Here is a 24,839-nt window from a genome sequence, read left to right on the forward strand (position 1 = left end):
CGCTTTACCGTGGCAACTGGCTGGACGTCGATCTGATATCGGCACCACCCTCAGTCGTGGTCCGGGGAAGCCTTCTCGGCCGCAGGCGGTTCGTCCGCCGACGCTTTCGGTAGCGAGGGGCCGGCAGCGGGTGCGCGGGGGCGCACGTCGACCACATCGACATCCCGTCGCAGGGCGCGCACCAGCGCCCACATCATGAAGAAGGTCAGCACATGGAAGGGCAGACCGGCGATGGTGATGGTCTGCTGGAGCGCCGCCAACCCGCTGGCTCCCACCGTGGCGACCAGCAGCGTGGCCCCGACCACGCCCTCCAGAATCGCCCAGAACACGCGCTGCCGCACCGGGCTCTTCTTCTCCTGCTCGCCCGTGCACAGCATGTCGACGACCAGTGACGCCGAGTCCGAGGAGGTGGTGAAGAAGATGACCACGATCAGGACCGCCAGCGCCACCATGAGAGTGGGTAGCGGGAACTCCTGCAGGAAGGTGAACAGGGCGTACGGCGCACCGCGGCCACCGGATTCGGTATCCATTTCGGCGACCAGTCCACCGGAACCGTTGATCTCGATATCGAAGGCGGACAGTCCGAAGATGGAGAACCACACGACGGTGAAGGCGGTCGGCGCGACCAGCACACCCAGGACGAATTCCCGGATGGTGCGCCCGCGGGAGATGCGGGCGACGAAGATGCCCACGAAGGGCGCCCACGTGATCGTCCACGCCCAGTAGAAGACCGTCCAATCGCCCTGCCAGCCCCAGCTGCGATTCTCCAGCAGGTCGGCGTAGGTGTCGTTCCAGAAGGCGAGTGGGATGACCTCGCTGAGGTAGGTGCCGAAGGTTTGAAAGATGCCGCGGGCCAGGAACAGCGTCGAACCGGCCAGGAAGACGAAGATCATCAGGCCGATGGCCATGCCGATGTTCAGATTGGACAGCCGCTTCACGCCCTTGTCCATCCCCGCGACGATCGAGGCGGTGGCGATGAGGGTCACGACCACGATAATGATGACCTGCTGCGTCTTGCCGATGGGTATGGAATCGCTGAGGTAGTTCAGACCGCTGTTGATCTGCAGGGTGCCCAGGCCGATCGAAGTGGCCACGCCGAACAGCGTGCCGATCACCGCGATGATGTCGATGGCCTTGCCGATCGGCCCGTAGATGCGGTCCCCGATGAGCGGATGGAAGGCCGAGCTCATGCGCATGGGCAGCCCGCGCCGATAGATGAAATAGGCGAACGCGAGCGCCGGCAGGCAGAAGATGGCCCAGGTGTGCAGTCCCAGGTGGTACAGCGCGAATGCCATGGCATCGTCGGCGGCCTCGACCGATTTCGGTTCCACCCCTTCGCGCGGTGGATCGCCGAAATGTGAAATCGGCTCGGCCACGCCCCAGAACATGAGTACGGTGCCGATACCGGCGGCGAACAGCATGGCGAACCAGGACAGGTTGCTGTATTCGGGTTTCGAATCCTGCGCTCCGAGGCGGACATTGCCGTACTTGCTCAGCGCGATCCAGATCAGGAACACCAGCATGGCCGTGACGCTGAAAATGAAGAACCAGCTCAGATTGGTGACGACCCAGTCCTTGGCGGCGGTCGCGCCCCGGTCCAGCTGATCGGTGAACAGGATGGCGAAGATCACGAACCCGATGACGACCCCCGCCGAGACGAAGAAGATCGCGGGGTCGGTCCACAGTCCGAACCGGGTGTACATGCGACGCTGGTGCGGTGGGGTCTCCTTGTTGGTACTCACGACGATCGACCTTCCAGCCGGAGGCGGGGTACAGCCGAGTATGTGCCAAGCGGGCTGAACCCCACGTCGAGCCCACCGACGTCGTTGTGATCCCGTAACCCGGTCGGGACTGGCGCGTTTCCCGCACCGGATCGGACACACTTCCCCACGCGAGGCCGGTGGCGGTGGCAGCATGGCCGCCATGCTGTCCATTCAGGAGATGTCGGACCGGTTGGAAATCCAGGACCTCATGGTCCATTACTCGCACGCCGTGGACACCCGCGACTGGGATCGGCTCGACGAGATTTTCACCGCCGACGCCTTCATCGACTACACGGCCATGGGCGGGCCCGCCGGTGATCTGGCGGCGACCAAGAAGTTCCTCGCCGACGTGATGCCGAATTTCCTTGCCTTCCAACACCTCATCAGCAATTCATCCATCATTGTGGACGGTGATGTGGCGACCGCCCGCACCATGTGCCACAACCCGATGACAGTGGCCGGTGCGGACGGTCGCGAGCAGTTGATGCTGTGCGGGCTGTGGTATCTGGATACCTTCGTCCGGGTCGACGGCCGCTGGAGGATTCAGCGGCGCGTCGAGGAGAAGGGCTACATGTTCGTGGCCGCGCCCGCCTAGCGTCCGCTGGAGAGCAGCTGGTCGAAGAAGGAGCGGTACCCGCGCAGCGCCTGACGCAGTTCCTCGGTATCCCCGGAATCGTCTCGGGACCAGCGGGTTTCGAGGTTCTTGCGGCGGTCGGCGTAGGCGTCGGCCAGCCGCTGGATGGTGCCGCCCACCAGTTCGTCGGCCTGATGCACGGCATCACGCGGATCATCGACGAACATGCCCTGCACCTCACGCCAGCGGATGCGCAGCCGCTCCAGTTCACCGTCGGCGATCAATGGTTCCCCGGCGCTCTCGGTCCGGAGCGGGGCGCGCTGCGCCGAATCGTCCACGGAGGCCCGGGAGTTCGATTCGTCCCCGGGTGCCTGGGTTTCCACCCGCGCGCCGGAGTCGGCGGCGTGCTGCGGTTCGCGGGGTTCGCCCGCCGTGTCACGCTGGTCCTCCCCCGCGGCGTAGGCGGCGCGATCGTCCACCGGCATCCCGGCGTGGCCCACGGGCTGCCGGTCGGGGGCGGGTTCGGCGGTGCCGGTGTGCGCGACGAGCCGCTCGTCGTCGGGGGGTGTTTCCTGCGCGGTCGCTTCATTCTTCTTGTTGCGATCGGATCCGATTCTCATGGCTGCCTCACTGGTTGTGCGCGGTGTCGGTGCCGTGTCCGGCCCCGACGAGCAGGTCCTGGAACAGTTCGCGGTAGTGCACGATGGCGGTGCGCATGTCCTCGGTGGACGCGCGTCCGTCGGCGGCGCGGTCGGCGATGTCGTGTGCCGTGCGGTAGTTGTCCAGGGGCCGTGCGTGTTCCACCGACAGGTCGGCGACCCGCTGCCGGTAGTCCTCGGTCGGATAGCCGCGGTCGGCCATGAGCGCGACGACGAGCCGGTCGGCCGCGCCCAGCGCCTGCGGTGGATCGTCGATGAACCGCTCCTGCACCCGCGCCCATTCCATCTCGTAGCGGCGCTGCTCCTGATCGCTCAGGTCCCGCAATTCCAATTCGGCGTGCCGTTGTTCCCGCTGCGCCAGTTCACGTTCGGCGGCCTTGCGGTCCTCGGCCTGCTGAACCGTCCGGTCGTATTCCGGACCGAATTTGCTGCGTAGTCGCCGTCTGCGCCACATCGGCCGTAGCGCCAGCATCGCCAGCGCCAGCACCACGAGGACGACGGCCACGATCACCACGGTAAGGACTTCACCCGACACCAGAACCTCCTTGTCGAGCCGGTTGTTCTGGTGAGGTAATGCCTCGTCGGCGGCGGGTCAAACGCGGGCGGGACGGTGCGCGCGAAGCCGCCTCGGCCGTTGCGCCCCAGTGTGTTCCGGGTCCCTCTAGTGTCCGTGCGCGCTGGAACCCGGCGGCGCGGGCGGTGGGGTCGGGCGCTGGCCCGGTGCCAGCACCAGGAATTGGCCCATCATGCCCTGGTCCTCGTGCATGAGCAGGTGACAGTGGTACATGTACGGGTAGGTCGGATCGGCGTAGTCGGTGAAGCGCATGGCGAGGGTGTAGGTCGAGCCGGGCCGGGTGTACACGGTGTCCTTCCAGCCGGCCAGTTCCGGTGGCGGCGTCCGGCCGTCGATGTCCAGCACCTGGAATCGGGTGTCGTGGACGTGGAAGTTGTGCGGCCAGTCGTCGACATTGCGCACCGTCCACACCTGGGTGCTGTCCAGCGGCACGGTCAGATCGATGCGGTTCATGTCCATGCGCTGCCGGTTGATCATGAACCATTGCAGGTCGAAATGCCGGTCCGCGGGTGTGCCGGGCGGCACCAGGGCGGCCATGGGTGCCAGTTCGGCGGGCAGCGGCGGCGCGGGCAGCAGGCGGGCGACGGGACGCAGCCACAGGATGTCGAAGGAATCCTCGAATCCGAAGCGCGCCCCGTCGGTGAGGTCGCCGCGCTCGGTCACCGGCAGCGACCGCAGCAGGGCGGCGCGCCCGTCGGCGAAGTCCACCACGATCTCGGCGCGCTCCCCCGGGCTCAGATGCAGGCGGCGCAGCGCCACCGGGGCGGGCAGCAGTCCGCCGTCGGTACCGACCAGGTGGAATTCGCGATCGTCGGCGAAGGCCAGGTGATAGATCCGGCCGGAGGAGCCGTTGAGCACCCGCAGCCGCACCCGCCGGGTGCGGACCGTGAACTCCGCGTCCACGGCCCCATTGGTGACGATGGTGTCGCCGAGCAGCCCGATATCACCGGTGTCGCGTTCGTCGAAGGACCCGTCGGCGGTGAACCGGCGGTCCTGGACGATGAGCGGGATGTCGTCCACGCCGTAGTCGTGCGGCAGGGCGCGCGCCGCCGGGGTGTCGTCGTCCACCAGGAACATGCCCGCCAGCCCGCGGTGCACGTGTTTCTCGGTGGCACCGTGCGGATGCGGGTGGTACCAGAGGGTGGCGGCGGGTTGATCGACGGTCCACGACGGTTCCCAGGTGCCGCCGGGTGCGATCGTCTGATGCGGCCCGCCGTCGCAGCGGGCGGGCACGTGCGCACCGTGCCAGTGCACGGTGGTCGGCTCCGGCAGCCCGTTGCGCACCGTGAACGCCACCGTCTCACCGCGCCGCACCCGAATGGTCGGCCCGAGCATCGGACCGTTGAAACCCCAGGTGGGAGTCAGTGTTCCGGCGATGATCTCGGACCGGCCCGCTCGCGTCTCCAGTCGGAACCGGCGCACCCCGTCCACGGTCTCGGCGGCGGCCAGCGGCGGTATGGGCAGGGCCCGGCCGGGCGGCCGCGACGGCCCGGAGCCGCCGCAGGCGCTCAGTGCCAGCGGTGTCGCGGCCAGCCCGGCGAGGAATCCTCGTCTCGTCAGCAATGCAATCCCTTTCGACCGTCCCAGCATCGATTGCCACGAGTTCGCGCGAATCCGCCCTCCGGGCAGGGAAAAGGCCGCGAGGTTCCTCCGACTGGGCCTTGTGTCGGCGTTCTTTCTTTGCTAAGGGCGGTGCTGACCGGTTGCGGAGGCGACGCTCATCTGGCTTACGGTGAACGGGTGATCGACATGCGCGAGTGGCCCGGACTGTCCGCGGCCGTGCGGCTGCTGCCGCTTGCGGTGGTGCCGCTGCTGTTGCTGGCGAGTACCTTCCCCGGTGAATTCCGGGTGCCGCCGCACTACTGGCTGCTGGCCATGGCGGCGGCGGTGGTGTTCGCGCTCGGTGAGCGGTGGCCGCTGGCGGCCTCGATCATCCTGTCCGCCTTGGCGATTCCGATGTTTCTCACCACCGCGTGGGGGCTGTCGAGTTGGGTGCCCTTTCTGGGTGCGCTGGCGGTGGTCGATGTGGTGCGGCGCACCGACCGGTCGGTGGAGACGATGGTCGCGGTCGGCGGCTGGTCGGTGGCCGTGCTCGTCGGACTGGCGGTCGACCACGCGCCCTTCTGGCGGATGGCCAGCGCGGTGGCCGCCGGGGCGTATATCGGCCTGCCGTTGCTGTCCGGCCTGTACCTGCGCGGGCAGCGTCAGTTGGCCGACTCGCTGCGCGCCCGCGCCGTCGAGGCGGAGACCCGCCGCGCCGTGGCCGAACACCACGCCCGCACCGCCGAGCGCAGCGCCATGGCGCGGGAACTGCACGATGTGATCGCGCACCACATGGCGTCGATTGTGCTGCGCATCGGGGTGGCGCGGCATGTGGTGAGCGCCGACGAGCGGCTCGGCGCGGTGCTCGACGATGTGCACGATACGGCCGCGTCGGCGCTGGCCGACAGTCGGCGGCTGCTGGTCGCCCTGCGCGACCCGGCGCTCGGCCAGGTGGCGCTGGTGGAGCCGGAGGCCGTGCCCGCGGAACTCGACGCCGCGGTGGAGCGGGTGCGGGCCGCCGGATTCCCGGTGACCGCCGAGATCGCGGTGCCACCCGGCCTGGACGCCATCGGCCGCTTGACCCTGCTGCGGCTGGTGCAGGAGTCACTGACCAATGTCATGAAGCACGCCCCGGCCGCCGCCCCGGTGTCGGTATCGGTGCTGCGCTCCGGCGATGCGGTGGCGGTCACCGTGCGCAGTGCGGGAGCCGGCGTCACCACCGATGATGCCGACGGTCAGGGCATTATCGGCATGCGGGAACGAGTGGCCCTCGCCGGTGGCACCCTGGCCGCCGGTCCCGACGCTTCCGGCTGGACCGTATCGGCACTGCTGCCCATCGCCACCGCGGCGGTCCCCCGATGAGCGTGCGGGCGTGCGGTGCCGCGAAATGCGTGGACGGTACCCAGCGGGACGTGAGCGTGGACGGTACCCAGCGGGACGTGTGGGCGGACGGTATCGCGCGGGACGTGAGCGTGGACGGTATCGCGCGGGACGTGAGCGTGGACGGTACCGCGCGGGACGTGAGCGTGGACGGTACCGCGCGGGACGTGAGCGTGGACGGTACCGCGAGGTGCATGGGTGCGGACGCTTCCGCGACGAGTTTGCGGGCGCTGCGCGATGGGCGGGGCCTGTGGTGCTGCGGGGAACCCGCGGGCGAATGGTGTCGCGGTGGGGCGGGCATTGGTACGGCGGGGCACCCGCGGCGTCGCGATGCGGGAGTGGGCGGTGTCGCGATGAATTCGAGAGTGGTTGGTGCCGCGACGAGTACGCGGGCGGGCGGTGTCGCGACGGGCATGTGGGAGGTGGTGTGGTGAGCATTCGGGTGCTGCTGGCCGATGATCAGCGACTGGTGCGTGCGGGGCTGCGCATGCTGTTGGAGTCCACCGCGGACCTGACGGTCGTGGGTGAGGCGGCCGACGGGGCGGAGGCGGTGCGGCTGTGCGCGCGGCTGACTCCGGATCTGGTGCTCATGGATCTGCGCATGCCGGGGGTGGACGGTGTGCGGGCGACCGCGCAGATCACCCGCGCCCATCCGGGCGTCCGCGTCCTGGTGCTGACCACCTTCGACGACGACGATCACCTCTATCCGGCGCTGGCCGCCGGTGCCGCGGGCTACCTGGTGAAGGACACCGCCCCCGCCGACCTGCTGGCGGCCGTCCGCCGCACCGTCGACGGCGATATGCTGTTCTCCCCCACCCTGATCCGGCGGCTGGTCGACCGCGCCCTGTCCGCCGACGCCCCCGATCTCCCGACCGTCGAGCTGACGCCCCGCGAACGTGAGGTGCTGCGCCTGGTGGGTGAGGGCTGGGGCAATCAGGAGATCGCCGACCGGCTGCACCTCGGCGCGACCACGGTCAAAACCCATGTGGCGAACCTGATGTCGAAGACCGGCTGTGACAATCGGGTGCGTCTGGCGGTCTACGCGCACCGCACCGACCCGGACGCCCGTGCGCCCTGGGAGATCACGCGCGGCTAGCGCCGACCGGCCCGGTCGGCACGTCGGAGCCGGATCACGTCCGCCAGTCGAAGCACTGCTCGCAGTCGGATCGCCGGGCGAACCCGATTATTTGTCGGCGCAAGCCGTTTCGTGCACGCTGCGCCAGCGCAACCCATTCCGGGCGGCCGGGTCGGTCAACAGCACCGCCGTCGTCAGCCGCGCGGCGACGGTATCGCCGTGCCGGTGCCGTTCCCGGAAGCGCACCGCCGCGGTCTCCGCCGTGCGCACCAGGATCTCGATATCGTCGATGTCGATCCGCAGCCCCGGCACCGCGCCGCCCGCGCCGCGCAGATGATCGGCCAGCGTCGCGCGGGTGAGGATATCCCCGTCCAGGGTGACCATCGAGAACTCCGCGTGTTGTTGCCCGAGGAACCGCTCCCGCGCCGCATTGTCGGCGCTTCCGAGCCAGCCGCCGAGATCACGGTGTAGTTCCCGCACTTCCCGTACAAGGGCATCTTCGCTCACGGTGTCCGACGGTAGCACCGCCTCGGCCGCTGTCAGCGCAACAGCTCGATGACAGGCGCGAGTTTTTCCATGCTCGGTTCCAGCACGGTGATGTAGGAGAACCCGTACCGCTCGCGGCGTTCGCGCAGGGTGTCGGCGATCTGTTCGGGGGTGCCGACGAGCAGGGTGGGCAGCTCCTCCACGGTGGTGTCCCCCGGCGGCATATGGGGTCGGATGCCCGCGCCGAGGGTGTCGCGGTCCGCCGGTGCCGCGACCTGCTGGACCAGGAGGTTGAACTCGACCTCGTCGGTGCGCGGGCCGAGCAGGCCGCGGACGTGTTCGAGCTTGCGGGTGAAGTCGGCGGGGTCCGCGAGGGTGAGGTGATGTCCGCTGGTGGAGGGTGCGGCCCCGGCGAAGCCGATGATCCGGGCGTGTCGGGCCGCGACGGACAGCACGCGGTCACCCCATCCGGCGATGAGCAGCGGCGGTCCCCCGGCCTGGGCCGGGCGCGGCTGGTACTCGGGGTCGGCGAAGAGATCCCGCAGCGTCGTCACGGTGCGCTCGAGGTGGTCGACCCGCTGCCCGGCGGTCGGGAACGGCAGTGCGGCGGCCTCGAATTCGGCCTGCACGTAGCCCGCGCCGAGGCCCAGTTCGAATCGGCCGCCGCTGAGCGCGTCCAGCCCGGCCACATCGCGAGCCAGCAGCACCGGGTTGTAGAAGGGCGTATTGAGCACGAAGGTGTTCAACCGCACCCGTTCGGTCACCTCGGCGGCCACCGCCAGTGCCGGGAAGGGCGCGGGCAGCCCCAGATGGTCGGGAACGCTGATGACGTCGTAGCCCAGTGCTTCGGCCCGCTGACACCGCGTGACCCATTCGGATCGGGAACCGGGCATGGTCAGATTGACGCCGAAACGGAATGGCTTCTCCATATGCTCCTGTCTACCAGTCGTTTTCGCCCGTCCGCCGGTGCCGTGGACCGACCGGCCGCGCACCGGGCTCTGACAATCCGTGCCGCGGCCGCATCGATCGGGCTCACGTCCCACGCCCGGGGACCATGATGAGGGTGCGCACAGCGGATCAACGAGGAGTTGGCGCATGACAGAGGTGCACACTCTCACGCAGCGGCGAGCGGAGTTGGAGCAGGTCTGGACGCGGTGGGCCGCCGCATCCGGGGCCTCCATCGGTCGAAACACCCTGCTACGCACCGAGGTCGCGCAATCCTGGCAGCGGGTGCGCGGGGCCGTGGACCTGTCCCGCGCCGTCGCTCCGGCGACCGATCGCGACGAGCTGGGCCTGCGCTGGTCCCGCTCCCCGTTGCGGGAGCCCGTCCTCGCGATGGCGGCCGAACTGCGCGGCATCGCCGAGGACGCCGGATTCGTCACCGCGGTCACCGACGCGGACGGCGTGCTGTTGTGGTCCTCGGGCGCGCGCGGTGTCCGGCTGCGCGCCGAGCAGGTGAACTTCGCCCCGGGCGGCGTCTGGGACGAGTTCCACATGGGCACCAACGCGGTGTCGCTGGCGCTGCACAACGACCGGCCGACGACGGTGTTCTCGGCCGAACACCTGGTGGAGGCACTGCACGCCTGGGTCTGCTACTGCGCGCCCATCCACGCCCCGGACGGCCGCATGGTCGGGCTGCTGGATCTGTCCTCGTACTGGGATCGCGCCAACCCGCTGGCCATGTCCACGGTGCGCGCGCTGGTGTGCGCCATCGAATCCCGGTTGCGCGTCGACGCCCCGCGCACCGGACCGGCCATTCGCCTGGAATGTCTGGGCAGGGCGCGCCTGCTGCGCGCGGGCACACCGATCCCGATGCGCCCGCGCCAGCTGGAAATCCTCACCCTGCTGGCCCTGGAGCCGGACGGATTCACGCCGGACCGCCTGCGCGACGCCGTCTACGGCGACCGGCCCGTCGCCGCGTCCACGCTCAAGGCCGACGTCTCCCATCTGCGCCGCGCCATCGACGGCGGTATCGCCGACCGTCGTTACCTGCTCACCCGACCGATCTGCTGCGACGCCGCGGAGGTGCTGGCCGCCATCGAGTCGGGCGACGTCACCACCGCCCTGCGCCGGTATCGGGGTCCGCTGCTACCGCATTCGGAAACCCCGGGCATCGTGCGGTGGCGCGAATACATCGACGTGGTGGTGCGCACCGCCGTGCTGTCGGGCAACCGACCCGAGCACGCCCTGCTCTTCGGCGAGCACCGCCCGGACGATATCGAGGTCCACGAGCACGCGCTCCGTTTGCTGGCTCCCGGCGACAGCCGTCGTGCCCTGGTCACCGCACGTTTGCATACCGCGCTGACGGGTTAGCGGTGACGCCAACCCAGCGCCAACCCGTCCGGTTCATAGTGAGCCCGAATACCCGGAGACATCGCGAGGAGGTCGCGCGTCATGAGTAACGCCCAACCCGGCACCGACGGGCCGGGGACCGACCCGATCACGCCCGCGCCCGACCGGCCGAGCGCCGGTCGCGCCGTACCGCGGGTCGGGTCCCTGTGATGCGCACCGGTGCCGTATCCCGGGTGGGCATCACCGAGGCCGCGGCCGAGGTCCTGCAGGGCCTCATCGACCGGCACGGGCCGGTGGTGTTCCACCAGTCGGGGATGTCCCGCGACAGCGGTTCCCCGCTGTGCTGTCCGCTGAGCGAGTTCCGGGTCGGCGCGGCCGACGTCCTGCTCGGGCGTGTTTTCCCGGACACCCCGTTCTGGATGAGCGCCGACCAGTTCGAGCGGTGGCGGCACAGCCATCTCACCGTGGACGTGGTGCCGGGCCGCCGCGGCGGTTTCTCGCTGGAGGCCCACGAGGGAGTCCGATTCATCATCCGGTCACGCGTGTTCACCGACGCCGAGGCGGCGGTCCTGGAGGCGGCCCCGGCACCGCGACGCGGCGCGGACCTGACCGGATGAGTGGTGGCGCGGCCGGTTTCTCCGGGCCGGCCGCGCCATCGATCACTTGCGACCGGAGCCCAGCCAGGCGGTCGTGGTGAGCGCCTGGTGCGGAGTGTAATTCGCCGCCAGGTGGTCGAGCATGAGCCGGTCCCGCCGCGCCCACTCGTCGGCGTCGACGCTCTGGCGCATGACCTGCAAGGGCGCGCTGCCACGGGCGAACTTGTCCCACATGACCGCCGCGCTCTCGTAGGACAGCGAGATGGTGTGCGCCTGTACGGTCACGTCGGTGAATCCGGCCGCTCGCAGTTCGGCGTCGAACACCTCCGGATTCTCCAGGCTGTCCGGATTCGGCTGCGGCCGCGGCATATCCGGATTCCCGGCGCGCAATACGTCGAACATGAGCGTCATGAGCGAGGATTCCGAGGCCGGTGCCCAGCTCGACACCACGGCGGTGCCGCCCGGCTTCAGCACCCGGTGCAGTTCGGCGAATCCGGCGGCCCGATCCGGGAAGAACATGAGCCCGAACATGGAGAATGCGGCGTCGAATTCGTTGTCGGCGAACGGCAGTCGCTGTCCGTCGCCCACCTGTGCCGCCACATTGTCGAATCCGGCCGCCGCGGTATGCGCGCGTAAGCGGTCGATCATGGTGGGCGAGAAGTCGATCGCGTCCACCCGGTCGACCAGGGCGGCGGCGGGCAGCGTCAACGTCCCCGGCCCGGCCGCGACATCCAGTACGCGCGCGTCGGCGGCCGGATCGGCCTGCGCCAGCGCCAGTACCGCGAACGGCAGCATCATATCGGGGGTCACCTCGTCGTAGCCGTCGGCCACGACATCCCACGGATCCGGGGCGGCGAGCGGATTGCTCATGAAATTCCTTTCGACCGCCCCAGACTAGGGCCACAAGGGATTCCGGCTCAGCGACCCGGCAGGAAGCGCAGCGCGCGAGCCACACCCATGAGGAAGGGCTGCCACCTGTCCTGCGAGACCAGCGGCGGCGGATCGAGATTCAGGAAGCGGGTCACCACCACGGTCTGCGGTTCGGTGAACTTCAGCAGACCGTCGGGGCCGTGGCGGCGGCCGACGCCGGAGATCCCCATACCGCCCATGGGCGCGCCGGTGGTCCCCCAGGCGGGGGCGTACCCCTCGTCGACGCAGACGGTTCCGGCGTGCAGGCGTTCGGCGATCGCCTCACCGGCGGCCTTGGTATCGGCCCAGACGCTGGCATTGAGGCCGTACTCGGTGTCGTTGGCCAGCGCGATGGCCTCGTCCACGGTGTCGAACGGGTAGATGGACACCAGCGGGCCGAAGGTCTCGTCGCGGCCGCACTCCATGGCGTCGGTGACCTCGGTGAGGATGGTCGGCTCGAAGAACAGGGGGCCGATATCGGGGCGGGCGTTGCCGCCCGCCAGCACCTTCGCGCCCTTGGAGGTGGCGTCGGCGACATGCTTCTGCACGGTCTCGAGCTGCGCGGGCGAGATCAGGCTGCCGATGTCGCTGGAGTAGTCGTAGCTCGCCCCGAGCTTGGCGTTGCGCACCGCGGCCACGAACTTCTCGGTGAACTCCGGTGCGACGGCGCGGTCCACGTAGAGCCGCTCGATGGAGATGCACAGCTGCCCGGCATTCGAGAAACACGCGCGCACAGCGGCTTTGGCGGCCTTGTCCAGGTGGGCACCGCGCGTGACGATCATGGGGTTCTTGCCGCCCAGTTCCGCGGAGAAGCCGATCAGCCGCCGCCCGCACTGCTCGGCGAGGGTGCGGCCGGTGTCGGAGGAGCCGGTGAACATGAGGTAGTCGCAGGAGTCGACGATGGCGGTGCCGACCACCGTGCCCGGTCCGGTCACCACCGCGAACAGGTCGCGCGGCAGTCCGGCCCGGTACATGAGCTCGGCATTGGCCAGCGAGGAGTACGGCGTCTGCGAATCGGGCTTGACCACCACGGCATTGCCCGCCAGCAGCGCCGGGATCGAGTCGCCGACCGAGAGCAGCATCGGGTAGTTCCACGGCGCGATCACCCCGACCACGCCCTTGGGCTGGGTGCGGACCTGGGCGCGATTGAGGACGGGGAACGCGCCCGGCACGCTGTAGGGGCTGAGCAGCTTGGGTGCGACCCGGGCGTAGTACCGGGCCGCGAAGATCAGCCCCATGACCTCTTCCTGGGCCGCCCAGCGCGCCTTGCCGGTCTCGGCCTGGATCACGTCCATGAGGTATTCGCGGTTCTCCACCACCAGCGCCCGGTAGCGCTCGAAGACCTCGGCCCGGTCCTTGGGTGGACGGGCGGCCCAGTCCGCTTGTGCGGCGCGCGCTTTGGTGAACGCGGCGGCGACGTCGGCGGCGGTGCCGACGGGAACCGAGCCGAGCGTCGTGCCGGTGAACACCTCGGTGATGGTCCGGGTCCGGTGGTCCCCGGTGGTGTCCACCGCCGCGAACGTCCGCAGACGGTCGAATACTGCGGCTTCCGGCACGGGCATGGTCGGCCTCCTACTTACGAGTAACTCGTGGATACACACAATCTACCCCCAGGTAGGGCCCGATCATGCCCACTCCGCCGCGATGATCCGAATCGGCCGGATTGTCGACCGGCAGCGAGTCGGACCGGCCAGCCGTCGACCGGGGTCGTGGGGCCGATGCTCCGACACGAATAACTCGAGTTGTCCAATCGAGTCCCGGCCACCGGGACATGGGCGGCATATGTGACCTACGTCCCGTTACGTTGCGCAGATGTTCAGAGCGAGGCTCGGCGTCCGAACCCGCATCCTGGCGATCGCGCTCGTTCCGAGCGCGGCGCTGCTCGGGGTGGGAGTGGGAACGGCCGGGTATTTGGTGTCCGCCGGAAACCGCGCCGAGGACTGGGCGGCGCAGATGATCGACGGCATCGAACCGGTGGCGGAGTTGCTCGAGGCCGTGCAGGACGAACGCCGGGCCACCCTGTGGATCTACGCGGGCGAGGAGACCGACCGCACCGCGCTGGCGGGGGCCAGAACCCGCCTCGACAACGCCTTCCGCACCATGACCCCGACCGAGGATCAGGTCAGGAACATGGGGCCCGAGGCACTCCAGGGCGATGTCGGCGACTTCCTGAAGCTCAAGGAGAACCTCACGACCGTGCGCGCGGGCGTGGATTCGGGCATGCTGCCCATCACCGACGCGTACACCTTCTACAGCCGCCTGCCCGACGTGGTGCTCATCGGTACCCGCATCGTGCAGGAGGATTCGCCCAGCGCCGAAATCGCCGCCGAACTCGCCGAATCGGTGCAGGTGCTGTTGGCGCTGGAGTCGCTGACCCGTGCGAACGCGCTCGGGGCCGCACTCGCCAACGACGTCGGTCTGCCCGATGAACTCGCCTCCGAATACATTCGCCTCATCGGCTTCTATCGCATCACCGTGCAAATCCTCACCGGCGACAGCGATCCCGCGCAGGCACAGGTGGCGCAGAACCTGCTCGCCAGCCCCGCCTGGCAGCGACTCGGGGCCATGGAACAGGCGCTCATGCAGCGTGCCTTCCCGCACGAGCACGACACCACCGACTCCCGCACCGGCGCGCAGGTCGAGGACTCCATCCTCACTCCGCTGCCGTTGACCACGGAGGAGTGGCAGGCGGCCGTCGCCGAGGTCTCCGACACCCTGGCGAAGCTGTGGGACGACCAGAACCTGGAGGCGAACAGCATCGCCCGCCAGGACGCCCACGACAACGCGCGCGATTCCCTGCTGGCCGGGTTCGGCGTGCTGCTGCTGTCATCGTCCGCCTTCGTGGTGGCGCTGCTGCTGGCGAACCGGATCATCCGGCGGCTCAAGCGCCTTCGTGACCAGACCTTCGCGCTGGCCGACGAGCGGCTGCCGGAGATCATGCGCAAGCTCAACGAGGGCGAGGAGGTTGACCCCGCCGCCGAGGCGGCCGTCCTGGACTTCGGGCACGACGAGATCGGCCAGGTGGCCAAGGCGTTCACCCATGCGCACGGCGCGGCCGTCTCGGCGGCCGTGACCGAGGCCCGTACTCGGGAGGGCGTGAAGGCGGTCTTCCTCAATATCGCCCACCGCAGCCAGGTGGTGGTGCACCGCCAGCTGGAGATCCTGGACGAAGCCGAAGCGCGCCAGGAGGATCCGGCTCTGCTGGAGACCTTCTTCCGGCTCGACCACCTGGCCACCCGCGAACGCCGCAATGCCGAGAATCTGATCATCCTGGCGGGCGGTCAGCCCGGCCGCCAGTGGCGGCAGCCGGTGCCGCTGGTCGAGGTGGTGCGCTCCGGTGTCGGGGAAGCGCTGGACTACACCCGGGTGAAGATCAACCGGATGCCGGAGATCGCGGTGGCGGGCACCGTCGTCGCCGACCTCGTGCACCTGCTGGCCGAACTCGTCGACAATGCGTCCTCTTTCTCCCCGCCGCAGTCCCAGGTGGAGATTCGCGGCGGCGTGGTCGGCAAGGGGCTGGCGCTGGAGGTGATCGACCAGGGTATGGGCATCCCCGAGTCCGAACAGGCCCGGCTCAACGAGATGCTGCGCAATCCACCGGATTTCGGTGTGTCCACACTGTCGAAGGACTCTCGCCTCGGCCTGTTCGTGGTGGCGCGGCTGGCCATGCGGCACGGTATCTCGGTGCGCCTGACCGAATCCGACTACGGCGGCGTCCGCGCCATCGTGCTGGTGCCCACGAATCTGACCGTCGCCGCCGTCGCCAGCGGCGAGATCCCCGTGGTGGCCCGGGAACCGCTGGCCCAGCGCGTCGCCGCGCTACGCACCGAATCCGAGCTGCCGCGCCTGGAACTCGAATCGCCGGAGTTCCTGCCGCCGCTGGCGCCGCCGGAACAAGCCGAACCGACGCCCGTCCCGCCCGCCGGATCCGCCACCCAGACCGGATCCTTCGAGCCGGTCGCGGCGTTCGAGCCGCCGACCAACCCCACTCGACCACCGGTGTTCCCACCGCGACCCGAGCGTTTCCCGGAGATCGGCCATACCGCCCGCGAGAACGGCCGCTCCCAGTACACTGGCTCCGACACTCGGCCGGCACTCCCGCGTCGGCGTCGACAGGCAAGTCTCGCACCGGAATTGGCGAATGCCCCGGAGGCAGCCGATTCCTCGGTGCCCTCGGAGCGTCCGGCCGCCACCGCCGAGCAGGCCCGAGACCTCATGTCCGCCATCGAGAACGGAACCAGGCAGGGCCGTCGGGCCGGTTTCGATGCGTTCGGGCCTACCTCCACTCCCCCGGACCGACAGGAAGGCGATGGTGACCACCTCCAACGCTGGTGATCTCAACTGGCTACTCGACGATCTGGTCGATCGGCTCGCGGGCGTTCGACACGCGGTGGTGCACTCCACCGACGGCCTGCTGCTGGGTCGCTCCTCGGCCATGAGCCGGGAGGACGCGGAGCATTTCGGCGCCATGTCCTCCACGCTCTACGGTCTGGCGCGCAGCGCGGGCAATCGTTTCGACGGTGGCGGCGTACGCCAGGCGGTCATCGAACTCGACCGGGCCGTACTGTTCGTGACGGCCGCCGGCAGTCACGCCTGCCTGGCGCTACAGGCCACCGAGCAGGCCAACCTGGGCATGGTCGCCTACGAGATGAACCTGACCGTGCAGCGTGTCGGCAGCTACCTGTCCACCACCCCGCGCCAAGGCTTGGCCGGACAGGGCAACCCCCGACTGTCATGATGCCGCGGCCGGGGGAACAATGGTTCGACGACGCGGCTGGTCCGCTGGTGCGCCCGTATGCCCGGACGGGAGGCCGGACCATGGGCGCGGCGCACGACCTGGACATGCTCACCGTGGTGCACGCGCCCTACGGAGCTCCGCCACTGCGGCGCGTCGAACCCGAATACGCGGAAATCGTTCGCCTGTGCCAGCTTCCGCAGTCGGTCGCCGAGGTCTCGGCGACCCTGCGGCTACCGCTGGCGGTTACGAAGATCCTGGTCGGCGACCTCATCTCCGACCGGCTGCTGAACTTCCGGGCTCCGGCCACCTCCGACGCCGGTCCCGGCGACCTCAACGTATTGCGAGCTGTACTCGATGGCATCCGAAAGCTTTGACCCGTCCGTGGAGCGTCAACTGGCGTCCTCGGTCAAGATCCTCATCGCCGGTGGTTTCGGCGTGGGCAAGACGACCATGGTGTCGGCGATCAGTGAGATCACTCCGCTGCGCACCGAAGAGCTGATCACCGAACTCAGTTCCGGCGTGGACGATCTGAGCGGCGTGGAGGCCAAGACCACCACCACGGTGGCCCTGGACTTCGGCCGCATCACCATCGACCCCAGCCTGGTGCTGTACCTGTTCGGCACCCCCGGCCAGGACCGATTCTGGTTCCTGTGGGACGAATTGGCGCGCGGCGCGCTCGGCGCGGTGGTGCTGGCCGACACCCGTCGCCTGGATTCCTCCTTCGCTGCCATCGACTTCTTCGAACGCCGCGGGGTGGCGTTCACGGTGGCGGTCAACTGCTTCGACGGGGCGCCGCGCTACACCGCCGAGGAGGTGCGCGATGCGCTCGACCTGGATCCGCGGCTGCCGGTCATGCTGTGCGACGCCCGGGATCGCACCTCGGCCAAGAACGTGCTCATGACCCTGGTGCAGTACCTCATCGAGCGCGCCAGCACCGCCCGCGTCGGCGGCTGAGGGAGAAGACGACGGTGGCCCCGCCCGGAGTCCGGGCGGGGCCACTGAAGTGCGCGGTGCGCGCCGGGCTCAGCCCAGGTCCACGCCGACCGGATCCACGATCAGCCCAGATCCACGTCGCCGAAGTCGCTGATCCAGCGGTGCGGCGGCCGTGGCGCATGGGGCTCGCCTGGTCGGCTCACGCCCCGCACCGACCATCCGGCGGCCACGGCGGCATCCAACTCGTCCGGATGATCCGACAGGAACAGGATGCGGTGGGCCGGTACCCCGATCGCGCCCGCGATCTTCTCGTACGAGGACGCCTCTCGCTTGGGACCGGCGCTGGACAGGTCGAAGTGTCCGCTGATCAGCGGGGCGAGCGAACCGCCGCGCGCGAACTCGAACCAATCCTTCTGATTGCGCACCGAACCCGACGAGTAGATGTACAGCTCCAGCCCCCTGGCCCGCCATTCCCGCAGCGCCGCTGACACATCCGGAAAGAACTCGCCGTGCAGCGCACCCGACCGGAACCCCTCGGCGCAGATGCTGCCCTGCGCGGCCTTGAGCGGCTCTGCCTTCACATCGGCGTTCAGCCAGCCGATGAGGATCTCGGCCACCTCGGCGGGTCCGGCCTCGGGCCGATCCGCGGACTTCCGGGTGGCCGCGATGATCGGATCGGCCGCGCCGCCCACATTGTCGGCGAGCCAGTCCGGCAGCCGCTCGCGGGTGTAACCGTACAGGTCCTCCCGCACGGAGTCGGTCGGGCTGGTGGTGCCCTCGATGTCGAGGACGACGGTGGTGATCATGCGGTGAGTTCGTCGAGGGTCGGGAAGCCGCTCGAGATCTTGTCGCCGGTGAAATCACCGATCCAGCCGTCCTCCTCCTCGAAGAACCGCACGGCCACGAACTCCGGCCGGGTGCCCATGTCGAACCAGTGCAGGGTGCCCGCCGGAACCGAGACCAGATCGCCCGCGGTGCAGACGGTCGCCAGCACCTCGTCACCCAGATGCAGATAGAAGCAGCCCTGTCCGGCCACGAAGAACCGGACCTCGTCCTCGGCGTGCCGATGCTCGTCGAGGAATTTGGTGCGGGCCGCCTCGGCCTTGGCGGGCCACTCCGGATCGCCGTCATCGGGATGGATGCGCGCCACATCGATGTGCTTGTAGCGGCCGTCGGCATTGAGTTCGGCGATATGACCGGCGTATTCGGCCAGAATGTCGTCGGTCGGCGTGGCGGCGTCCAGCCCGGTCATGAGCGGCCAGCGCTGGAATACGATGCCGCGCTTGCCGAGTTCGGCCGCGATCACGGCATCGTCGTCGGTGCGCAGCGTCACCTCGTCGGCCGCCGCATCGGGCATCACCTGCAGCAGTGTCATGTCGGATCCTCCTCGGAACCATTGTCGCCCACCGGAATCTCCCGGTGACCGGTCAGACTGGCCAATTCGCACACCGCTTCCAGGCATTCGGCGCGGTCGCGAGCCTGCGCCAGGGAGGCGCCCCAGGCGGTGATGCCGTGCCCGGCGATGAACAGCACCGGCGGGGCATCCGGGTGATCGAGCAGATAGCGCTCGATATCGCGCCCGATCCGCGGCACCTCGGCGTGGTTCGGGAAGACCGGAATGTCGATGGTGTGCGGGTTCGTTCCGCCCAGCCCCTTGATGAGCTCGTAGCCGGAGAACCGCACGCTGCCCGCGGCCGCGCCGACCGACAGCGCCGTGGCGTGCGGCGGGTGGACGTGGACCACCGCCGCCGCGGGGGTGGTGCGGTAGACGGCCGTATGGATGGTGGTCTCCGCCGACGGTCGGCGGCGGGAGGGCAGGGCGGGCTCGGAGTCGGCCACGCGGACGGTCACCGTATCGGTGTCGGTGAGTTCGCCCTTGGACAGGCCGCTGGCCGTGATGACGGCCGAAACACCCTGGCGTACCGAGATATTGCCGGCCGTACCGGGCATCCAGCCGCTGGCGTAGAGGCCGCGGGCCAGGGCCGCGATCTCGCGCCCGGCTCCGGGTTCGGCAGGGGTGGCGCGGGTGAGTTCGGTGACCGACCGGGTGAGCGCGGCGAGGTATTCGTCGGTGGCGGCCTCGCCGGGAGACGCTTGCGGACTGGCCGCGGGCGGTTCGGCCGTCTCGGCACGCGATTCGAGGCTCGCCTCGGAGGGAATGCGTTTGGGCAGACCACCTTCGGTGGTCTCGGTGGCGGGCGGGTGGTCGGAGCCCGCCTCGGTGGGCTCGGTCGCCGGGCGCGGGGTCGTCCCGGTGAGCGTCGAACCGCTGTGCCCGCCAGCGCCATTGGTGTCGGCCGGGGCCTGGCGGTACACCTTCTGGGTCTGCGCGTCGGCCGCCGTGCGCACCTCACCCGGGTGCTCGAGCACACCGTATTCGGTGACCACCGCGGTCACCAGTTCCGGCGGCGTCACGTCGAAGGCCGGATTGAAGGTGCGGGTGCCCTCGGGCGCGGTGGGCACCCCGCCGAAGCCGGTCACCTCGGCGGCGGCGCGCTGCTCCACCACGATGTCGCGGCCCGACGCGGTCGCGATATCGCGGGTGGATTCGGGCGCGACCACGATGAACGGGATCCCGTGATGGCGCGCGGCCAGCGCCAGCATGTAGGTGCCGATCTTGTTGGCCACCGCGCCGTCGGCGGTGATCCGGTCCGCGCCCACGATGACGGCGTCGATGCCCTCGGTGGCGATGGCCCAGGCGGCGGCCGAGTCGATGGTGAGCCGGTGCGGAATGCCCGCCTGCGCCAGCTCCCAGGCGGTGAGCCGCGCCCCCTGCAGCAGCGGCCGGGTCTCGTCCACGATCACCTCGGCCAGCGCGCCGCGCTCGTGCAGCACCCGCAGCGCCCCGAGGGCGGTGCCCACCGCGGTGGTGGCGAGGCGGCCGGTATTGCAGTGGGTGAGGATGCGCAGCGGCCGGTTCGGCGACAGTCGCAGCACCAGGTCCGCGGCGTGGGTGGCGGCGGCCTGATTCACCCGGCCGTCCTCGGCCAGCATCTCCAGCGCCTCGTCCAAGACGGCCTGCGCGCCCTCGGCCAGCCTGCTCAGCGCGCGCCGCACACCCCAGGCGAGGTTGACCGCTGTGGGCCGGGCGTCGGCGATGCGCTGCGCCTCCGCTCGCACCCGCTCGACATCCACCACCCCATCGCGGGTGTGCGTGCGCACCGCGATCACCACACCGAACGCACCGGACACCCCGATCGCCGGAGCGCCGCGAATCGCGAGTGTGGTGATGGCGTCGATGAGGTCGTCGACCGTCGTGATCCGCAGCTCCCGCAGTTCCCGCGGCAGCGCGCGCTGATCGACGGTGACGAGCGCACCGTCGATCCACGCGATCGAGCTGTCATCCATCCGTGGCCTTACCTAACTGTCTCGAAACGGGCAGACCCGTGCGATACGGGCCGATCGCAACGGTATCGAATCCCGATCCCCACGCGACCGGCAGGTTTCGCGCGGCGTCGCGTACTCCCCCGACCTCACCTACCCCGGTAGCATCTCGGTATGGCGAGAGAGCGTCGCACCCGCAAGATCACCGTGACGATGCCGGAGGAAATCGCCACCACCCTCGACGACTGGCGGCGCAGCGGCCGGATCGAATCGGTCTCCGCGTTCGTCGCCGAATCCGTGAAGGCCCGGGTGGACCGGGCACAGTCGCTGGCCCGGATCGAAGAGGTATTCGGTGGCCGTCCCCCGCTCGATCTGATCAACAAGGCACGGGCGGTGCAGGGACTGCCGCCCTTATCCGAGGAGGAGGATCCCGGCGATCGCGCCGGTGCCGCGTGACCGCCCCGGCCCAGGGGCCGCTGACCGGTTCCACGCTCGGCGGCATCGTGTTCGATACGGCAGCGCTCACCGCTTGGGCGCATCGCGTGGCCTATGTGCAATCCGTGGTGTGGGCGACCGCGGACGCGGGACATACGATCATCGTCCCGGCCACCGCCCTGGCCGCCGCCCGCGCACTCATCTCGCCGGTGCGGCTCGACATCCTCTCGGTTCTGCTGGATCTCCCCAACACCGTCATCCAGCCGCTGGACCGTCCCGCCAGCGATCACCTCGGCGCGGCGCTGGCGGACCGCCCCGACGCCGATGCGCTCATCCCGGCCGGACACGCCACCCTCGAAGCGGTGAGCCGGGATTGGCCGTGTCTCACCGACCGCCCCGACACCCTGCGCAAACTCGATCCGCGGGTGCAGATCGACACTCTGCCTTAGTCAGCGGCCCACGGCGACGGTGACATTGTGTCCGCCGAAGCCGAAGGAATTGCTCAGCGCGTACTCCGGCCGCTCCTCGCGCGGCTTGTCGGCCACCACATCGAGGTCGAACGCCGGATCCGGATTCTCGTAATTCAATGTGGGCGGGATGATTCCGTCGCGCAGCGTGCGCAGGGTCAGGATCACCTCGAGCGCGCCCGCCGCGCCGATGGAGTGGCCCAGCGCCGACTTGGGGGCGTAGACCGAGGCGTGCGGCGCGACCGCGGCGATGGCATGGGCCTCCGAGGCGTCGCCGATGGGGGTCGAGGTGGCGTGGGCGTTGATATGGGTGATGTCGTCGGGCCGAAGTCCGGCCGAGTGCAGGGCCTTGCGCATGGCGCGCGCCGCGCCGTCGCCGTCGGGCGCGGTGCCGGTGATGTGGTAGCCGTCCGAGCTGATGCCCGCGCCGAGGATGCGGCCGAACACGTGCGCGCCGCGCGCGCGGGCGTGCTCTTCGGCCTCCAGGACGAGCACCGCCCCGGCCTCACCGAAGACGAATCCGTCCCGGTCCCGGTCGAACGGCCTGGAGGCGCGGGCCGGTTCGCCATTGCGGGTGCTCATGGCGCGCATCATGGCGAAGCTGGCGATGGGCACGGCGTCGATATGTCCTTCGACGCCACCGGCCACCATCACGTCGGCCTCGCCGGTGGTGATCAGCCGCCAGGCGTGGGCGATGGCCTCCGCACCCGAGGCGCAGGCCGACACGGGGGCGTACACACCGGCTTTCGCGCCCACCTCCAGGCCGACGGTGGCGGCCGCGCCATTGGGCATGACCATCGGGACGGTCATGGGCGGGACCTTGCGGTAGCCACCCGCCCGCATCCGGTCCACGGCGTCGACCAGGGCGTCGCCGCCGCCCAGTCCGGTGCCGATCGCCACGCCCAGCCGGTCGGCGTCCACCGCGGGCGTACCGGCCTCGGCCCACACCCGTCGTCCCAGCACCAGGGCCAGTTGCTGCACGAAGGAGGTGCGGCGCTGCTCGATGCGGGTCAGCTGGTCGCCCGGCCGTGCCGTGAGCCGTCCGCCGATGCGCACCGGCAGGTCGTACTCGGACACGAAATCGTCGGTGAGCGCGCCGATTCCGCTGTCACCGGCCAGCAGTCGCGCCCAGGTGGTGTCCAGGTCCGCGCCCAGGCAGGTGGTGGCGGCCATGGCGGTCACCACCACGCCGCGGCCACCCGATCGAGTTTCTGAAGCACTTGTTACACCCATGGCTGTCATGGATACCTGTAGCGTCCGCTACAGTCAAACCGTGCCCCGCCCCCTCGACCACGCCCGTCGCGCCGAGCTGCTGTCCGGCGTGATCGCCTATATCGCGGAATACGGACTCATCGAACTGTCGCTGCGCCCGCTGGCCGACTACCTCGGCACCAGCTCGCGCATGCTCATCCACTATTTCGGCAGCAAGGAGGCCATGCTGGTGGCCGCCCTGGAAACCCAGCGGCCCGATATCGGCGCACTGTTCACCGACGTCGACGACGTGGACGCCCTGCGGGACCGCCTCGGCGACGCGTTCACCCTCAACACCAGCGGGGCGGCGGGTACCAGCCTGCGGGTGCTGCTCCAGGTGCTGGGCGCGGCCTGCGTGCCCGACAGTCCCTTCCGCGGCTACGCCGAATCGGCCGTCCGCGTCGTTGTCGACGCCATCGCCGCCGCCCTGCGCCGCGTCGATCCCACCCTGGAGGACCCGGAATCCGCTGCCACCCTGCTGGTTTCCGGCATTCGCGGGCTCATTCAGGACTGGTGGATCACCGGTGACACCGACCGCGTGCACCGCGCCACCCGCCGCCTGATCGCGACCGCCCTCCCATCCGGCGCGCCGCCGACCTCTTGACGAGACGGCCTCGAGAGCGTGCGCTGGGAGCAGACGCGAAGGAGTGTGCGATGGTCCCCCGACTCGCCGGTGTGCACCACCTCAAACTGCCAGTCTCCGACCTGGAGATATCCATCGACTGGTACCGCACCCGCCTGGGCTACGAACTCGACGTCGAATTCGTCGAGAACGGTGTGCTGGCGGGCGTGGGCCTGCGCCACCCCGACGGCGGTCCGCCGCTGGCGCTGCGCCTGGACCCGGAAAAGGCCGCCGCGGCGGCGGGATTCGACTACTTCGCCATCGGCGTATCGGACCGGTTCCGCCTCGACGAGCTGGCCGAACACCTCACCGCCCTCGGCGAGAGCCACGCCGGGGTGCACTTCGCGACCAAGGGCTGGATCCTGCCCCTGCTACACGATCCCGACGGCCACGAGGTGCGGTTCTACACCGTGGACCACCACACCGAAACCGGTGACGAGGTGATGACGGTGCACGACCCCCGGGAGACCGCCGCCGTGCGCGAGGCGGAGTACCGAGCGCCGACCGAGGACTGAACCATCGCTCAGGACGCCGCGGGTGCGATGAGGCGGCGGGCGGCGCGGCCACGCTGTGGGCGGGTCGACGACAGTCCCACCGTCGAACCGGCGCTCACCTGACTGTCGACGATCCCGACCGCCCGGCCCGGCGCAGTTCGACGGCCAACTGCAACAGTTCGGCCATGGGTTCCCCGTCGGTAGCCGCCAGCGTGACGGCCTCGGCTACCGGCAGGGCTCGAACCTCGAGGATCCGTTCGGCGTTATCGGGATTGGTCGGCGCGGTATCGAGGACCACCTCCGCTCCGCACCACAGCCACGCCTTGTGCGGATGCGGCTGCCACGGCCGATACGGCAGCGCCCGGTCACTGGTCGCGTAGTGCGCACCGAGCGGCCACAGCGGCCCGGCGAGCCGAGCCCCCGCCTCCTCACGCAATTCCCTTGTGACACAGCCGAGTACCGACTCCCCCGCCTCGCGGGTCCCGCCCGGCACCAGCCACACGTCCCGATCGTCTCGGCACAGCACGATCCGGTCCCCGACGAAGCAGACCACGTGGATATTGGTCACCAGGTCGTCCGGTGGTGGCTCGGTGGAGAACCGGACATCCAGTCCACCCCACTCCCAGCGGGCCGGTGCGTGCAGGAGGGGGTAACGGTCGGCGAGGGTCACGAATCGACGCTAGCGCCCGTCGCGTGCGCGGGTGAATCGATACCGACGGGTGCGG

27 protein-coding genes are annotated in these 24,839 nt (G+C 69.7%); 14 read left to right on the forward strand and 13 right to left on the reverse strand.

Annotated elements, in window-relative coordinates:
* Positions 1-50: 50 nt before the first annotated feature.
* Positions 51-1,742 carry a BCCT family transporter gene (locus QJS31_RS21465; RefSeq protein ID WP_306357527.1) on the reverse strand — a complete coding sequence of 564 codons (1,692 nt, stop codon included), beginning with the start codon at positions 1,740-1,742 and terminating at the stop codon, positions 51-53.
* Between the two features lie 181 nt (positions 1,743-1,923).
* Between QJS31_RS21465 and QJS31_RS21470 the strand changes: the two genes are divergently transcribed.
* Positions 1,924-2,358, forward strand: a complete 435-nt coding sequence (locus QJS31_RS21470) for a nuclear transport factor 2 family protein (RefSeq protein ID WP_282785868.1) — start codon at positions 1,924-1,926, stop codon at positions 2,356-2,358.
* Here QJS31_RS21470 and QJS31_RS21475 read toward each other — a convergent pair.
* The 3 genes from QJS31_RS21475 to QJS31_RS21485 form a co-directional block, all read right to left on the reverse strand.
* Complete coding sequence (locus tag QJS31_RS21475; protein ID WP_282785865.1) at positions 2,355-2,957, reverse strand: hypothetical protein; 603 nt, start codon at positions 2,955-2,957, stop codon at positions 2,355-2,357. The two genes, QJS31_RS21470 and QJS31_RS21475, sit on opposite strands and share 4 nt — an antisense overlap.
* Before the next feature lie 7 nt (positions 2,958-2,964).
* A complete protein-coding gene (locus QJS31_RS21480) occupies positions 2,965-3,531 on the reverse strand; it encodes a hypothetical protein (RefSeq protein ID WP_306357528.1) in 567 nt (188 codons plus the stop codon).
* A 126-nt stretch (positions 3,532-3,657) separates the two neighbouring features.
* The gene (locus tag QJS31_RS21485) at positions 3,658-5,139 is read right to left on the reverse strand and encodes a multicopper oxidase family protein (protein WP_282785867.1); all 1,482 of its coding nucleotides are present in this window, start codon (positions 5,137-5,139) and stop codon (positions 3,658-3,660) included.
* Between the two features lie 180 nt (positions 5,140-5,319).
* Here QJS31_RS21485 and QJS31_RS21490 point away from each other — a divergent pair, with 180 nt between their 5' ends.
* From QJS31_RS21490 to QJS31_RS21500, 3 genes are read left to right on the forward strand one after another with little or no spacing between them, the layout of a single operon-like run.
* Positions 5,320-6,474: a sensor histidine kinase gene (locus tag QJS31_RS21490; protein WP_306357579.1), complete on the forward strand. Its 1,155-nt coding sequence runs from the start codon at positions 5,320-5,322 to the stop codon at positions 6,472-6,474.
* Between the two features lie 50 nt (positions 6,475-6,524).
* Positions 6,525-6,926 (forward strand): hypothetical protein, encoded by a 402-nt coding sequence (locus QJS31_RS21495; RefSeq protein ID WP_306357529.1) that lies wholly within the window; start codon positions 6,525-6,527, stop codon positions 6,924-6,926.
* Entirely contained in the window at positions 6,923-7,588 is a 666-nt protein-coding gene (locus QJS31_RS21500; RefSeq protein ID WP_282783505.1) for a response regulator transcription factor, read from the forward strand. The genes QJS31_RS21495 and QJS31_RS21500 overlap by 4 nt, the downstream gene beginning before the upstream one ends.
* 87 nt (positions 7,589-7,675) lie before the next feature.
* Here the strand turns inward: QJS31_RS21500 and QJS31_RS21505 are convergent, their stop codons facing one another.
* Together QJS31_RS21505 and QJS31_RS21510 are read right to left on the reverse strand one after the other, a co-directional pair.
* On the reverse strand, positions 7,676-8,074 hold the full coding sequence (locus QJS31_RS21505) for a hypothetical protein (RefSeq protein ID WP_306357530.1): 399 nt from the start codon (positions 8,072-8,074) through the stop codon (positions 7,676-7,678).
* 32 nt (positions 8,075-8,106) lie between these two features.
* The gene (locus QJS31_RS21510; protein ID WP_306357531.1) at positions 8,107-8,982 is read right to left on the reverse strand and encodes an LLM class F420-dependent oxidoreductase; all 876 of its coding nucleotides are present in this window, start codon (positions 8,980-8,982) and stop codon (positions 8,107-8,109) included.
* A 166-nt stretch (positions 8,983-9,148) separates the two neighbouring features.
* Between QJS31_RS21510 and QJS31_RS21515 the strand changes: the two genes are divergently transcribed.
* On the forward strand, positions 9,149-10,366 hold the full coding sequence (locus QJS31_RS21515; RefSeq protein ID WP_306357532.1) for a helix-turn-helix domain-containing protein: 1,218 nt from the start codon (positions 9,149-9,151) through the stop codon (positions 10,364-10,366).
* Between the two features lie 188 nt (positions 10,367-10,554).
* Positions 10,555-10,962 (forward strand): DUF779 domain-containing protein, encoded by a 408-nt coding sequence (locus QJS31_RS21520; protein ID WP_043599955.1) that lies wholly within the window; start codon positions 10,555-10,557, stop codon positions 10,960-10,962.
* Positions 10,963-11,004: 42 nt separating this feature from the next.
* On the opposite strand, the gene QJS31_RS21525 is transcribed toward QJS31_RS21520, so the two are convergent.
* Both QJS31_RS21525 and QJS31_RS21530 read right to left on the reverse strand, forming a co-directional pair.
* Positions 11,005-11,811: a class I SAM-dependent methyltransferase gene (locus QJS31_RS21525; RefSeq protein ID WP_306357533.1), complete on the reverse strand. Its 807-nt coding sequence runs from the start codon at positions 11,809-11,811 to the stop codon at positions 11,005-11,007.
* 47 nt (positions 11,812-11,858) lie between these two features.
* Positions 11,859-13,412: a succinic semialdehyde dehydrogenase gene (locus QJS31_RS21530; RefSeq protein ID WP_282783493.1), complete on the reverse strand. Its 1,554-nt coding sequence runs from the start codon at positions 13,410-13,412 to the stop codon at positions 11,859-11,861.
* Positions 13,413-13,662: 250 nt separating this feature from the next.
* Between QJS31_RS21530 and QJS31_RS21535 the strand changes: the two genes are divergently transcribed.
* From QJS31_RS21535 to QJS31_RS21550, 4 genes are read left to right on the forward strand one after another with little or no spacing between them, the layout of a single operon-like run.
* Positions 13,663-16,185 (forward strand): nitrate- and nitrite sensing domain-containing protein, encoded by a 2,523-nt coding sequence (locus QJS31_RS21535; protein ID WP_306357534.1) that lies wholly within the window; start codon positions 13,663-13,665, stop codon positions 16,183-16,185.
* A complete protein-coding gene (locus QJS31_RS21540) occupies positions 16,160-16,588 on the forward strand; it encodes a roadblock/LC7 domain-containing protein (protein ID WP_228807646.1) in 429 nt (142 codons plus the stop codon). Before QJS31_RS21535 ends, QJS31_RS21540 begins: the two co-directional genes overlap by 26 nt.
* Positions 16,588-16,962, forward strand: coding sequence for a DUF742 domain-containing protein (locus QJS31_RS21545; protein WP_029927698.1), 375 nt, complete (start codon positions 16,588-16,590; stop codon positions 16,960-16,962). The genes QJS31_RS21540 and QJS31_RS21545 overlap by 1 nt, the downstream gene beginning before the upstream one ends.
* Positions 16,943-17,542: an ATP/GTP-binding protein gene (locus QJS31_RS21550; protein ID WP_282783488.1), complete on the forward strand. Its 600-nt coding sequence runs from the start codon at positions 16,943-16,945 to the stop codon at positions 17,540-17,542. Before QJS31_RS21545 ends, QJS31_RS21550 begins: the two co-directional genes overlap by 20 nt.
* Positions 17,543-17,643: 101 nt before the next feature.
* On the opposite strand, the gene mtnC is transcribed toward QJS31_RS21550, so the two are convergent.
* From mtnC to mtnA, 3 genes are read right to left on the reverse strand one after another with little or no spacing between them, the layout of a single operon-like run.
* Complete coding sequence (mtnC, locus tag QJS31_RS21555) at positions 17,644-18,327, reverse strand: acireductone synthase (RefSeq protein ID WP_306357535.1); 684 nt, start codon at positions 18,325-18,327, stop codon at positions 17,644-17,646.
* Positions 18,324-18,896: an acireductone dioxygenase gene (locus QJS31_RS21560; RefSeq protein ID WP_306357536.1), complete on the reverse strand. Its 573-nt coding sequence runs from the start codon at positions 18,894-18,896 to the stop codon at positions 18,324-18,326. Before QJS31_RS21560 ends, mtnC begins: the two co-directional genes overlap by 4 nt.
* The gene (mtnA, locus tag QJS31_RS21565; protein ID WP_306357537.1) at positions 18,893-20,869 is read right to left on the reverse strand and encodes an S-methyl-5-thioribose-1-phosphate isomerase; all 1,977 of its coding nucleotides are present in this window, start codon (positions 20,867-20,869) and stop codon (positions 18,893-18,895) included. Before mtnA ends, QJS31_RS21560 begins: the two co-directional genes overlap by 4 nt.
* Positions 20,870-21,019: 150 nt before the next feature.
* On the opposite strand from mtnA, the gene QJS31_RS21570 reads away from it, so the two are divergent.
* Entirely contained in the window at positions 21,020-21,301 is a 282-nt protein-coding gene (locus QJS31_RS21570; protein WP_051037283.1) for a hypothetical protein, read from the forward strand.
* Positions 21,298-21,729 (forward strand): hypothetical protein, encoded by a 432-nt coding sequence (locus QJS31_RS21575; RefSeq protein WP_051037282.1) that lies wholly within the window; start codon positions 21,298-21,300, stop codon positions 21,727-21,729. The genes QJS31_RS21570 and QJS31_RS21575 overlap by 4 nt, the downstream gene beginning before the upstream one ends.
* Here the strand turns inward: QJS31_RS21575 and QJS31_RS21580 are convergent, their stop codons facing one another.
* Entirely contained in the window at positions 21,730-22,980 is a 1,251-nt protein-coding gene (locus tag QJS31_RS21580; protein WP_306357538.1) for a KasA/KasB family beta-ketoacyl-ACP synthase, read from the reverse strand. It lies immediately after the preceding gene.
* A 40-nt stretch (positions 22,981-23,020) separates the two neighbouring features.
* On the opposite strand from QJS31_RS21580, the gene QJS31_RS21585 reads away from it, so the two are divergent.
* Positions 23,021-23,602: a TetR/AcrR family transcriptional regulator gene (locus QJS31_RS21585; RefSeq protein WP_306357539.1), complete on the forward strand. Its 582-nt coding sequence runs from the start codon at positions 23,021-23,023 to the stop codon at positions 23,600-23,602.
* A 50-nt stretch (positions 23,603-23,652) separates the two neighbouring features.
* Positions 23,653-24,135: a VOC family protein gene (locus QJS31_RS21590; protein ID WP_306357540.1), complete on the forward strand. Its 483-nt coding sequence runs from the start codon at positions 23,653-23,655 to the stop codon at positions 24,133-24,135.
* Positions 24,136-24,229: 94 nt separating this feature from the next.
* Here QJS31_RS21590 and QJS31_RS21595 read toward each other — a convergent pair whose 3' ends face one another.
* On the reverse strand, positions 24,230-24,784 hold the full coding sequence (locus QJS31_RS21595) for an NUDIX domain-containing protein (RefSeq protein WP_306357541.1): 555 nt from the start codon (positions 24,782-24,784) through the stop codon (positions 24,230-24,232).
* Positions 24,785-24,839: the final 55 nt, after the last annotated feature.

It is taken from the genome of Nocardia sp. CC213A, assembly GCF_030766805.1.
Lineage (GTDB): Bacteria > Actinomycetota > Actinomycetes > Mycobacteriales > Mycobacteriaceae > Nocardia > Nocardia otitidiscaviarum.

Coding starts and splice junctions, on each gene's coding strand:
- QJS31_RS21490 (WP_306357579.1), top strand. CDS start 5,320: ATGCGCGAGTGGCCCGGACTGTCCGCGGCCGTGCGGCTGCTGCCGCTT.
- QJS31_RS21590 (WP_306357540.1), top strand. CDS start 23,653: ATGGTCCCCCGACTCGCCGGTGTGCACCACCTCAAACTGCCAGTCTCC.
- QJS31_RS21570 (WP_051037283.1), top strand. CDS start 21,020: ATGGCGAGAGAGCGTCGCACCCGCAAGATCACCGTGACGATGCCGGAG.
- QJS31_RS21550 (WP_282783488.1), top strand. CDS start 16,943: ATGGCATCCGAAAGCTTTGACCCGTCCGTGGAGCGTCAACTGGCGTCC.
- QJS31_RS21540 (WP_228807646.1), top strand. CDS start 16,160: ATGGTGACCACCTCCAACGCTGGTGATCTCAACTGGCTACTCGACGAT.
- QJS31_RS21475 (WP_282785865.1), bottom strand. CDS start 2,957: ATGAGAATCGGATCCGATCGCAACAAGAAGAATGAAGCGACCGCGCAG.
- QJS31_RS21520 (WP_043599955.1), top strand. CDS start 10,555: ATGCGCACCGGTGCCGTATCCCGGGTGGGCATCACCGAGGCCGCGGCC.
- QJS31_RS21515 (WP_306357532.1), top strand. CDS start 9,149: ATGACAGAGGTGCACACTCTCACGCAGCGGCGAGCGGAGTTGGAGCAG.
- QJS31_RS21510 (WP_306357531.1), bottom strand. CDS start 8,982: ATGGAGAAGCCATTCCGTTTCGGCGTCAATCTGACCATGCCCGGTTCC.
- mtnC (WP_306357535.1), bottom strand. CDS start 18,327: ATGATCACCACCGTCGTCCTCGACATCGAGGGCACCACCAGCCCGACC.
- QJS31_RS21535 (WP_306357534.1), top strand. CDS start 13,663: ATGTTCAGAGCGAGGCTCGGCGTCCGAACCCGCATCCTGGCGATCGCG.
- QJS31_RS21470 (WP_282785868.1), top strand. CDS start 1,924: ATGCTGTCCATTCAGGAGATGTCGGACCGGTTGGAAATCCAGGACCTC.
- QJS31_RS21560 (WP_306357536.1), bottom strand. CDS start 18,896: ATGACACTGCTGCAGGTGATGCCCGATGCGGCGGCCGACGAGGTGACG.
- QJS31_RS21525 (WP_306357533.1), bottom strand. CDS start 11,811: ATGAGCAATCCGCTCGCCGCCCCGGATCCGTGGGATGTCGTGGCCGAC.
- mtnA (WP_306357537.1), bottom strand. CDS start 20,869: ATGGATGACAGCTCGATCGCGTGGATCGACGGTGCGCTCGTCACCGTC.
- QJS31_RS21545 (WP_029927698.1), top strand. CDS start 16,588: ATGCCGCGGCCGGGGGAACAATGGTTCGACGACGCGGCTGGTCCGCTG.
- QJS31_RS21580 (WP_306357538.1), bottom strand. CDS start 22,980: ATGGGTGTAACAAGTGCTTCAGAAACTCGATCGGGTGGCCGCGGCGTG.
- QJS31_RS21530 (WP_282783493.1), bottom strand. CDS start 13,412: ATGCCCGTGCCGGAAGCCGCAGTATTCGACCGTCTGCGGACGTTCGCG.